The 12,698-nt window shown below is 27.7% G+C and carries 7 protein-coding genes; all 7 read right to left on the reverse strand.

Going from position 1 to position 12,698, the window contains the following annotated elements:
• Positions 1–32 precede the first annotated feature (32 nt).
• Positions 33–2,666, reverse strand: coding sequence for a pyruvate, phosphate dikinase (ppdK, locus tag V2W16_RS02855; protein ID WP_329381221.1), 2,634 nt, complete (start codon positions 2,664–2,666; stop codon positions 33–35).
• Between the two features lie 87 nt (positions 2,667–2,753).
• Positions 2,754–3,260, reverse strand: coding sequence for a hypothetical protein (locus V2W16_RS02860; protein WP_329381223.1), 507 nt, complete (start codon positions 3,258–3,260; stop codon positions 2,754–2,756).
• Between the two features lie 164 nt (positions 3,261–3,424).
• Positions 3,425–4,813: a glycine--tRNA ligase gene (locus tag V2W16_RS02865; protein WP_329381226.1), complete on the reverse strand. Its 1,389-nt coding sequence runs from the start codon at positions 4,811–4,813 to the stop codon at positions 3,425–3,427.
• 31 nt (positions 4,814–4,844) lie between these two features.
• Positions 4,845–5,606: a DNA repair protein RecO gene (gene recO / locus V2W16_RS02870; protein ID WP_329381229.1), complete on the reverse strand. Its 762-nt coding sequence runs from the start codon at positions 5,604–5,606 to the stop codon at positions 4,845–4,847.
• A 158-nt stretch (positions 5,607–5,764) separates the two neighbouring features.
• On the reverse strand, positions 5,765–8,155 hold the full coding sequence (locus V2W16_RS02875; RefSeq protein WP_329381232.1) for an endonuclease MutS2: 2,391 nt from the start codon (positions 8,153–8,155) through the stop codon (positions 5,765–5,767).
• Positions 8,156–8,157: 2 nt separating this feature from the next.
• On the reverse strand, positions 8,158–9,663 hold the full coding sequence (locus V2W16_RS02880) for a serine hydrolase (protein ID WP_329381235.1): 1,506 nt from the start codon (positions 9,661–9,663) through the stop codon (positions 8,158–8,160).
• A 24-nt stretch (positions 9,664–9,687) separates the two neighbouring features.
• A complete protein-coding gene (locus tag V2W16_RS02885; protein ID WP_329381238.1) occupies positions 9,688–12,615 on the reverse strand; it encodes an insulinase family protein in 2,928 nt (975 codons plus the stop codon).
• Between the last annotated feature and the right edge of the window lie 83 nt (positions 12,616–12,698).

Genomic DNA, 12,698 nt, shown 5'->3' on the forward strand with positions numbered 1-12,698 from the left:
AAGGCACTTTTATAAGTGCCTTTTTTTAATATTTATTTTTTAGAATTTTTTATTCTTGCTTGAGCAGCCGCTAGTCTTGCAATAGGAACTCTAAATGGAGAACATGATACATAGTCAAGTCCTACACTATCAAAGAATTCTATACTTGCAGGATCCCCACCTTGTTCACCACAAACACCGCAGTGAAGCTCAGGATTAACTGATCTACCTTTTTTAACTGCCATATCAACAAGTTGACCAACACCTTCAGTATCAATTGTTGCAAATGGATCTTTAGGGAAAATACCTTTTTCAATATATTCTTTAATATAAACTCCGGCATCATCTCTACTAAATCCATATGTCATTTGTGTTAAGTCATTTGTACCAAATGAATAGAATTCAGCAACTTTTGCAAGTTGATCAGAAGTTAAAGCAGCTCTTGGTATTTCAATCATAGTACCAACTTTGTAATCAATTTTAATTCCTGTTTCTTTAAATATATCATTTACAGTTTCTCTTATTCTGTCAATTACATATTTAAGTTCTAAATAACTACCTGCTAAAGGCACCATTATTTCAGGAGTAATATCTAAATTATCTTCTTGTTTTGCTTCAATTGCAGCCATTATAATAGCTCTTGTTTGCATATTTGCAATTTCAGGATAAGTAACAGCAAGTCTACAACCTCTATGACCAAGCATTGGGTTTAGTTCATGAAGTTCATTTACTCTTGCTTTCAATTCTTCAAATGTTAATCCCATATCTTTTGCAAGTTGCTTGATATCTTCATCTTCTTTAGGAAGGAATTCATGTAGTGGTGGGTCAAGAAGTCTGATAACAACTGGTTTTCCGCCCATTGCTTTGAATAATCCTTTGAAATCATTCTTTTGCATTGGTAAAATTTCAGCTAAAGCTTCTTCTCTTTGAATTAATGTTTTAGCACAGATCATTTTTCTAAAAGCAAAAATTCTATCAGCTTCAAAGAACATATGCTCTGTTCTACATAATCCGATACCTTCTGCACCATAATTAGCAGCAACAGTTGCATCTTTTACTGTATCTGCATTTGTTCTTATCTTAAGTCTTCTTATTTCATCAGCCCATTCCATTACTTTATTAAAGTCATCTGATAAAACAGCATCTACAGTCTTAATTTTTCCTTCGTATACATTACCTGTTGAACCGTTTATTGATAAGTAATATCCTTCATAGAATATCTTACCGCCTATTTCAACATATTTTTCTTCTTCGTTAACATGGGCAGCTTCACAACCGGCTACACAACATTTACCCATACCTCTGGCAACAACTGCAGCATGAGATGTCATACCTCCTGTAGCAGTTAAAATACCATTTGCAGAGTTCATTCCTTCAATGTCTTCAGGAGAAGTTTCTTTTCTAACAAGTAGTACCTCTTCGCCTCTTTCTTTTGCTTCAACAGCGTCTTCTGCTGAGAAGTAAATTTTACCGCATCCAGCACCAGGAGAAGCAGGAAGACCTTTTGTCAAAGGAATTGCTTTTGCTAACTCATCAGCATCAAATCCTTTATGTAATAATTGATTTAATGTAGAAGGCTCAAGTCTTAAGATAGCTTCTTCTTTTGTAATCAAACCTTCTTCAACCATATCTACTGCAACTTTTAATGAAGCTTGAGCAGTTCTCTTTCCTGAACGTGTTTGAAGTAAGTATAATTTACCTTCTTCAATTGTAAATTCAATATCTTGCATATCTTTGTAATGATTTTCCAAAAGTTTACATGCATTTATAAATTCTTCGTAAACTGAAGGCATTACATCTTTTAAAGTATCAATATGTTGAGGTGTTCTAATACCAGCAACAACGTCTTCACCTTGAGCGTTCATCAAAAATTCACCGAAAATTTTATTTTCACCTGTTGCAGGGTTTCTCGTAAATGCAACACCTGTTCCTGATGTTTGACCCATATTACCGTAAACCATTGATTGAACGTTTACAGCAGTACCAATACGATTTGGTATATCATTTAATTTTCTATAAGCAATAGCTCTTGGATTATTCCATGATTTAAAAATAGCTTCAACAGCAGCCATTAATTGTTCTTTTGGATCATCTGGGAATTCATATCCTTTTTGATCTAAGAATAATTCTTTGTATTGTTTTACAACTTGTTTTAAATCAAAAGTTGTAAGTTCGGTATCATATTTATAACCTTGTTGTTTTTTCCTTGTTGTAAGAATATCTTCGAATAAATTTCTATTCATTCCAAGTGCAACATCACAAAACATTTGTATAAAACGTCTATAACTATCATATGCAAATCTTTCGTTTCCTGTTTTCCTTGCTAAAGCTTCAACTGTTCTGTCGTTTAAACCTAAGTTTAATATTGTATCAAGCATTCCAGGCATTGATATCTTTGCTCCAGAACGAACTGAAACCAACAATGGATTTTCAACCCCGCCAAACTGTTTTCCTGTTATTTGTTCAAGTTCAGCTAATTTTTCATAAATCTGATTGACAATTTCTTTGTCAATTTCACAACCTGTTTTGTAATAATCTATACAAGCCTCTGTTGTAATTGTAATACCTTGTGGTACTGGTAAACCTATACTTGTCATTTCTGCCAAGTTTGCTCCTTTACCACCAAGTAAATCTCTTTGGCTTGCATTTCCTTCTTTAAAGGCATAAACAAATTTTTTAGCACACATTTTTAACCATCCTCCTCAATAAATGTTTATGACATTACACAGTAAAAAACTGTAATATTTATAATAAGCTGTAAAACAGCATATTAACTAATTTTTATATTGAACTTCAAATCCCTCATAGGCCGGAAGTCTTTTTTCATGAAATCTTTTTAAGATTTCTCTTGCTTCATATGCAATAACACCATTTTGTTTTTTATGTCTTGCAAAATATCTTAAATTTTCCAAAGCTTCGTTTGTGTTAAAACCTGTTCTAAGACAAATAACACTTGCTGAATATTTAAGTTCATAACTTCCGTTTTTACATTGTTCAAGTAAAAACTCTTTATACTTATCAAAATCTTCCAACATAATATCGATAATAGTCATAATATCTTTATTGGTAATGTTTGCATCAACGATACGTTTTTGCTCCAAACATCTTGCTCTGTAATCTATTTTTTCTTTAAAAAGTTCAAGTATATCCCCTTTTTCCTCTATTTGTTCTCTAGTCATAGGCTCAATAGTTTTTTTCTTTTCTATTTTCTTTCTAAGCCTTAACTGTTTTTTTTCTTCTTTTTCTCTGTTATGCATGTTGATAATATCTTTTAATGACATACTTTTCTCCTCTAAATATATAATTTAAACTTTTACATTAATTATTAATATTATTTTACTATATTTTTTAAACAATTACAATAAAAATACCCTATAAAAAAAATTACACTTGCCATATTTTTCAACTAATATGACAAGTGTAACTATTGTTGTTTTATGTTATATTAAAACATAACTTTTTCACTAATATATTTAACTAAATCTTCAATTTTTATTCTTTCTTGTTCCATTGAATCTCTGTCTCTAACAGTAACAGCACCATCTTCCAATGTATCAAAGTCTATTGTAACACAGTAAGGAGTACCAATTTCATCTTGTCTACGATATCTCTTACCAATATTACCTGCTTCATCATAATCAACCATAAAATGTTTAGAAAGTTCAGCATATACTTCAGTTGCTTTTTCAGATAATTTCTTTGTTAAAGGAAGAACTGCCACTTTATAAGGAGCTAAATAAGGATGTAACTTAAATACATTTCTTGTTGTGTTATCTTCAAGAGTTTCTTCTACATAACAATCACAAAGAAGTGTAAAGAATAATCTACCTGCTCCAACACTTGGTTCTATACAATAAGGATGGAATTTTTCATTTGTTATAGGATCAACATATTTCATATCTTTTCCAGAAAATTCTTCATGTGATTTTAAATCGAAATCAGTTCTGTCTGCTATTCCCCAAAGTTCTCCCCATCCGAATGGGTATTCATATTCAATATCTGTTGTAGCATTTGAATAATGAGATAATTGTTCTTTTGCATGATCTCTAAATCTAATGTTTTCTTTATTAATTCCAAGAGAAACTAAGAAATCAAAACAATATTGTCTCCAATATTCGAACCATTTCATTTCATCTTTTGGTTCACAGAAAAATTCAAGTTCCATTTGTTCAAATTCTCTTGTTCTAAAAATGAAGTTACCAGGTGTAATTTCATTTCTGAAAGATTTACCAATTTGTCCTATACCAAAAGGTAATTTTTTTCTTGTTGATCTTTGAACATTTTTAAAGTTTATAAAAATCCCCTGACAAGTTTCCGGTCTTAGATAAATTGTATTTACACTATCTTCTGTCACACCTTGGAAAGTTTTAAACATTAAGTTGAATTGTCTTATTTTTGTAAAATCATGTTTACCGCAATTTGGACAAACTATATTGTTTTCTTCAATATAATTTTCCATTTTTTCATTACTCCATCCGTCAGCATTTGCATCAAGACCTTTCTTTTCCAAATCATCTTCAATTAATTTATCAGCTCTAAAACGTGATTTACAGTTTTTACAATCCATTAAAGGATCATTAAAGTTTTTAAGATGACCACTTGCTTCCCAAACTTTTGGATTAACCAAAATAGCACTATCAAGCGCAACATTGTAAGGTGATTCTTGAATAAATTTTTTAAACCATGCATTTTTAACATTATTTAAAATAAGTGTTCCAACAGGACCATAATCAAAACTATTTGCAAGTCCTTCATAAATTTCAGAACCTGGGAATATTATTCCTCTCATTTTTGTAATACTTATTATTTCATTTAAACTAAGCCTTCTTGTCATTTTTTCCTCCATTTTTTATTTATTGCATATATTAACTTAATTTTATCATATCTGATAAAAATTTAAAACTATTTGTTTTCTTTTGAAGATTATAAGTTATATAATTATTCAAAATTACAATTATATTGTTACATTCTTTTAAAGATACCTTAGTAAAATCAATATTTTTAATATCCTTTAAGTTTATATAAGTTAGTTCATTAATTAAATTTATTTGCTTTAAAGTTAATTTGTTTGATGAAAAATACTTTGTTGTACATTTTTTGCAAGATAGAATACTGCTTTCAAAATCAAGGTAGTACTCACTGCATTTTGCATCACCGCATAAATTACAATATTTAAAATCAGGAATAATCCCTGAAATACCAAGCAGCTTTAACATAAACATAAGTGCTACAAAAGATATATTTTCTATTTTACATTTTTGAATTAAACCTAAAGTATAAAATAAAAGATTAAAAGTTATTTCTTCTTCCATTTTATCTTCATAAAATATATCAATAAGCTCACAAATATAACTTGCAAAAGAAAGTCTCTCAAGGTCGGTTTGTATTCCCGGAAAACTTTTAATATAATCCGCACTTTTTAAAGTATAAAAATTTTTCCCCGGATATAATACAAAATAACTATAAGAAAATGTGCTTGTTTGGGCTATTACTTTACTTCTTTTTGAAGCAGCGTTTTTTGCCATAACACTTATTTTTCCTCTTTCTTTTGTAAATACAGTAAGTATCCTGTCATTATCCGAATATTTAATATTTTTTATAACTATACCATGATATTCTCTTAACATAAACCCCTCTAAAATATCATTTATCAAATATCTAATGCAATTTTATTACATAAATATATTATATTTTCAATAAGTATTAAATTAATTTAACATGTTTAAAATTTCTAGTTAAATTATTTAAAATATAAGAAAAAAATTTTAATAAAAAGTAATATATATTATTTTAATGTTACAACAGTAGCACCATCTCCACCTTCACCTATATCACCAAGTCTGTATTTTTTTACATATGGATGATTTTTTAGTAGTTCACTAACGGCTTTTTTTAGTACCCCGGTACCTTTCCCATGAATTATTGTAACAAGTTTTAAGTTTGCTAAATATGCATCATCTAAATATTTTTCGACTTTTAAAATAGCATCATCCGCATACATTCCTCTTAAATCCAAACTTGTTTTTATAGTTTTCGCTTTTGTATTTGAATATTTAATTACTGATTTTTGTAACTGTTCTTTTTCTCTTTTTGAAGGCTCTATTTTAGAAATTGGAATCTTTGTTTTTATTATACCTGCCTGAATAAATACATTATTTTTATTATCAAATCCAAGTATTGTCGCATATTGATCCAAACTCTTTATATATACTTCCTGCCCTACTTTGAAATCTTCTTTTTTACTTTGCTTATTCTCTTGTTTCTTTATTTCATGAGAAGGAATATAAGAATTTAAAAGTTCTTCTTTTTCTTTAATTTGGTTTTTAATTTTATCTATATCTTTTTTATATTTATCATTATTTGCATTAACATTTTTTGGAATGCTAATTTTATTTAATTTGTTTATAATTTCTTTAGATTCTCTTTTTGCATCAGCAATAATATCTTTAGCTTTTAAGGAAGCATCAAGCATAATTTTTGATTTGTTATTTTCTATATATTCTTTTTCCTTAGTTAGCTCGTCATTTAATTTTTCATTTTCAGCTAACAATTTTTCTACTTCATTTTTTTCTTTTTCAACTAAAGCTGTTTTATCATTAAGTTCCCTTATGAGCTCTTCGATATCTCTATTTTCTTTTTTAATATTTTTCTTTGCTTTTTCAATTATTTCACTGTCAAGTCCTAGTTTTTTAGAAATTTCAAATGCATTTGATTTACCTGGTATACCAAGTATTAATTTATATGTTGGTGATAATGTTTCAACATCAAATTCAACACTTGCATTCATTACATCCTTTTTAGTTATAGCATATTCCTTTATTTCACTATAATGAGTTGTCGCAAAAACCTTTGCTCCGATATTCTTAAGTCTGTCTATAATTGCAACCGCAAGAGCAGAACCTTCTACAGGGTCTGTACCGGCTCCTAATTCATCTATTAATACAAGTGTTTTATCATTTGAAGAATTAACTATATCTACTATATTTGTCATATGAGAAGAGAAAGTACTTAAACTTTGAGCAATACTTTGCTTATCTCCTATATCGGCAAAAATATTTTCGAACACAGGCAAACAGCTGTTTTCATTTGCAGGAATAAAAAGTCCGCACTGCATTAAAAGTGAACATAAACCAACCGTTTTTAAAGTAACAGTCTTACCCCCTGTATTTGGACCTGTAATTATCAAAGCTTTAAAGTCATTGTTTAAAACAATATTTGAAGGGACAACCTTATTAATATCTATAAGAGGATGTCTTGCTTTTTTTAAATCAATAGTGTTATCTTCACTTATAACAGGTTTACTATATTCATTTTTTATACAAAAATCTGCTTTTGCATTTAAAACATCTAAATATAAGAGAATGTTTTCGTTAAATTTCAAACTATTTGCATTCTCTTTTATCTTTAGTGATAAAATTTTTAAAATAGTTTCAATTTCTTTTTGTTCACTTATTTCAAGTTCTTTTAATTTATTGTTTAAATTTACTATTGCCTCAGGTTCAATAAATAATGTTGCACCACTTTGAGATGTATCATGAACAATACCTCTAACCTCACCTTTATATTCAGATTTTACTGGAACAACATATCTTGAATATCTTATAGTTACAATATTTTCACTTAAGTATTTTTGATACTTATTTGAATTTATAATACTGTTTAATTTTTCTCTTATTTTATTATTTGTATTTTTTATGTTTCTTCTTATATCATAAAGAGTACTGCTTGCTTTATCACTTATGGTTTCACTATCTATTATTACTCTGTCAATTTCCTTTTGAAGATAAGATAAATCTTCAATATTATTTGCGTAATCTTCTAATGTAGGGAAAACATCTTCTTGTGACAGATTAGATAAAATATGTTTTTTTACCAAAGAAGCACATTTTATACTTTTTGAAATATTTATAAAATCATCATTTATAAGTATTCCGTCTTTAGATGCTCTTGATATTATATCTTTATTTACTTTATAACCATAAATAGGAAGCGATGAAAAAGAAAGAGAAAATCTTATAAGTTCATCAAGTTCATTTAATTTATCAGAAATTAAATATATATTATCTGTAGGTAGCAAACTTAATACCTCTTCTTTTGCATTATCGCTATAAGCATGTTCACTTATTAATGAAATTATCTTATTAAATTCTAAAGCTTTAAAAGTTTTATCATTCATTTTTATCTTCTTCTTTTCCCTTTTTTATAAACTTTTTTTGTAATTGGGCGTCTTTTTTGAGGTTTATTTTTTTTAACGATTTTAATCTTTTTTCCCTCTGAATTATAAGCAGGCCTAGGTCTTACACTTTGTGAACCATATGCTTTTATTTCATTTTGAAGTCTTCTTCTTCTTGTTTTTTTTCTCTTTTCTATTCTTTTTTTTGTTCTGTGTTTTGAAGAAATAACAAGAGCCATAACAATAAGACAGGCTAGTGCTATAAATATAAGAGCATTGGTAATAAATATATCAAATGTCGACCTCATATTTACATCGCTTTTTGAAAATGCAGGAACACTTTTAAAAAGTTTATTATTGAAATAAACGTTTATATTACCTATATTGTCATCTTCATGTATTGAATTAACAAGCTCTAATTCTTCTCCTGCTGTTTTCTTTAAATAATCTTCATTTGGAGAAAACTCTATTCTAAAATTTTCCTCAGTTGAACTTTTATTAGTATAAACATAAATATCGTCGTTAACCTTAACTTTCAGCTCTCCTGTTTCTCCAAGAGCAAGATTTTGAACAGTATATTTATATAAAGTTTTATCTTTTTCTTCAATTAATAATTTTTTTGTTTCTGTATTACCATATTTTAAAAGATTTTTTGCATATGTAAATTGTTCTTTTGTTGAAGATGCATGAAGTACTGCTGCATAGTATTTAACACCTTGTGCATTTTCACTGGAAACAATTACGCATCTTCCAGCTTCCGATGTATATCCGGTTTTATCTCCTTTTGCAAGGTTATAAAAATAATCGCTAGACTTAACTATAATATAGTTATGACCTGACCATTTATGAGTTGTCTTATTAGTAGTTGTTTCATAATATGTAGAATTAACAACCCTATTATAAAAATCATAATTATCTGCATAGGCAGCAATTAATACCATATCATGAGGTGTAGAATAATGATTGCTATCATGAAATCCATGAGGATTTGCAAAATGAGTATCATTCATTCCAAGTTCTTTTGCTTTTTTATTCATTGCATCAACAAAAATATCATATGCTTTTTCCTTGGTAGTTTTTTCTCCATTTATAATATTTCCAACATTACATGCAAGAACAATGGCTGCATCATTACCGGAAGGAATCATTAAACCGTATAGCAAATCTTCATATGATAAGACTTCACCTTTTATTAAATCAGATACAGAACTACCGGCAGGAAGCCAATCAAGTTCGCTTCCTACGGTAACTTCTTCATCTAAATTTTTTACATAATCCAAAGTAACGGCCGCTGTCATAATTTTGGTAGTGCTGGCTGGGTACATTTTTTTATTCCCATTATAATTATAAAGCTCACTTTGGGTTGAATCTTCATATAAATACAGTCCCAAGCTTGAACCTTCTTTAACAGTAGGCGCTGCTGCATTTATACTTGAATTTATATTAAATATTAATATAAAAGTCATTAAAAAGCTTAAAAGAACTCTTTTTAATCTCTTTTTATTTTGCATATTGCATCCTTTCAATATTTTAGTCTAGAACAATGTTATTTCATTATCAAATAAATCTTTACACTCGTCTATTTTTGCTTTATTTCCGGCAACACATTTAACCGAATTTTTAATTACTTCATCAAACATTTTAGCATGTTTAATTAAATCTTCTTTTTTAGTTGTTAATACTTCTTTTCTTCTTCTCTTTATATCTTCATAAGTATCCAATGTATATACTCTTGAAACATATTCTCTTATTTTCCCATATACCGTTAAAGGAACATCCATGTCAGATATTGTTCCGATTATAAGTTTATTTACATCTTCATCAGTTAAATCTAGATTACTTATACACTCAAAAAGATTTTGATATACATCATAAGTTCTTTTTACATTTGGATCTCTATATGAAACTAAACCTAAATTTCCGTATTTATCAATTTGAATAAATGAACCATATGCACCGCCCATAACTCTTACATTGTTCCATAAATATTCAGTTGACAAATATTTTTTTAATACAAGCATTGAACCTTCATATTCATATCCTAAATTTTTGTATAGGTATCCTTGCCCTACATAGTTAACAAGTGAAGGCATTATAATAGAAGTATTTTCTTTGTTTTCTTCATAATCAAAGTTAATTGTTGTTTTAGATGTACTTTGATATTTATTTAAAAAGTCTATAGCTTTGTTTATACTTGTTTGTTTATTTTCTTTGCTTATAGTTATTATAACATCTTTTCTTGAAGATATAATTCTATCCACAAGTTCTTTAAACAATTTAATTATTGTTTCATATTTTTCATCAAAATTATCATTTAATTCTTTTAAGAAATTATAATAACTTATTCCACTTAAAAGAGTAATAAACTTAAACTTTCTACTAATTTTAGCAAACATTTCGTTTAAAACCATTTTATGTGTTGCTGACATTATCTTAGATTGTGTTTTTGATAGTTCTTCCTTAATAACATCTCTTAGTTTTTCTTTATTGTTAAAATCACTTCTTAATAAAAGTTCTTCCATTATTTCATACATTTTATCTTCTTTTTCACTAAATGCCTTTATGCAGCAAGTAAAGAATGACCTGAATTTCTCAGGATTTTTTACGTTTTGATATGGTGAAACAGTAAATAAAATGTCACCTAAATTTTCATTTATTTCGTTATTTAAATGAATCATATCAAAGTTTTTAGTATCGAAATTCTCAAAACATTTTGTAAGAAGAGACAAAGCGTGAATTTCTTCGTTTGAATTTAAAGAAACTTCATAATTAATATCTAAATAAGTTATATCTTTTGTATCATCTACTCTTACATAAATATCATTAATTCCTTCATGAATAATTTCAACATCATTTACAACAATAGGATTTTCATCTATGTCTTTTATATATATTCTTGGAACCAAAGCTTTCACTTCATCACTATCAGGCGTTTGTTGAGCTTTTAGTAAAGCATTTGTACTATCTACCAAGCTTTCCAACTCTTTATCATTTAAACTTTTTTTGAATTCACCAAGTTTTTCTTTTAAAATCTCATCATTTTTATCTGATAAATTTTCTTTTGGAGAAAGTATCACAAAGTTATATTTATCATTTTCTACAATAAATTCTTTTATAACATTTTCAAACAAACCATTTTCAGCTTCTTCTTTTATTTGTTCTAACGCATTTTCATATTCTAAAAGTAAAGTCGGATCTCCATCATATAACCAACTTTCCATTATTGTAATGCCATAAATTAATCCTTTTGGATATGTTCCTGTATCTGCTTCTTTTAATTCAAATTCAAAATTATTTATAGCAGATTTAATAATGTCTTTATCTATACCATCATTAATAATTTTTTTAAATGTAGATATAACAGTCTCTTTAAAAACTTCTATTTTATCTTTCTTTGCATTTTTAGCGACTACACTAAATACAGGTTGCAGTATTCCATTATTATAATCAAGAACAACTTCATCAGCGATTTTAGCATCAAGAAGAGCTTTCTTTAAATAAGAAGAATCTGAATCAAAAAGAATCTTACATAATATTCCAAAAGTAAGACCAAGCTTAACATCAAGAACATTACCTATACTGTAATTCAAAGCAAGTAAGTATTTACTGTCTATATTTTCATTTGAGTTTACAGAATAATATTTTTCCACCCTTTTTTCAATATTAGTAAAATCAACTTGTTCATTGATTTTTGAATCTATTTCTATTTTGTCATAATTACAAAGATAAGATTTATCTATATATTCAAGATGACGTAAAATATCAGTATCACCATATATATAAATGTAAGAATTAATTGGATGATAATATCTTTTGTGAAAATTCAAAAATTCATCATAAGTTAAATCAGGAATATATTTAGGATCCCCTCCTGATTCGTAGAAATAAGGAGTATCTTTATATAAATTGGACTCTATGCTTCTTGCAAGGATGTCTTCAGGATCAGAAAAAGCACCTTTCATTTCATTATAAACAACGCCATTGTATTTTATTTCATCATCTTTATTCTCTATATGATAGTGCCATCCCTCTTGTTTTAATATTTCTTCTTTATCATATATTAAAGGATTAAAAACAGCATCTAAATATACATCCATTAAATTTCTAAAATCAGCTTCATTTGTACTGGCAATTGGATACATTGTTTTATCTGAAAAAGTCATCGCATTTAAAAAAGTATTAAGAGATGATTTTATTAGCTCAACAAAAGGTTCTTTTAAAGGATATTTTTTTGAACCACAAAGAACACTATGCTCTAAAATATGAGCACTTCCCGTATTATCTACAGGAGGAGTTCTAAAAGTTATGCTAAACACTTTGTTGTTATCATCATTTTTAATATATAAAAGTTTTGCACCGGATTTTATATGTTCAAATTCATATGAAACAGAATTTATTTCATGAACAGTTTTTACATTTTTTAATATAAAGTTTGAATATACTTTATTTTGTTCTAATTTCATTTGTACCTCCAAATGTATTCTTTAATTTGCTTATCGTAAATATATATTATATATAATTTTGCTCTTTTTATAAATACTTTATT

The sequence above is a fragment of the Anaerofustis butyriciformans genome (assembly GCF_036289385.1).
GTDB classification, from domain to species: Bacteria; Bacillota; Clostridia; order Eubacteriales; family Anaerofustaceae; genus Anaerofustis; species Anaerofustis butyriciformans.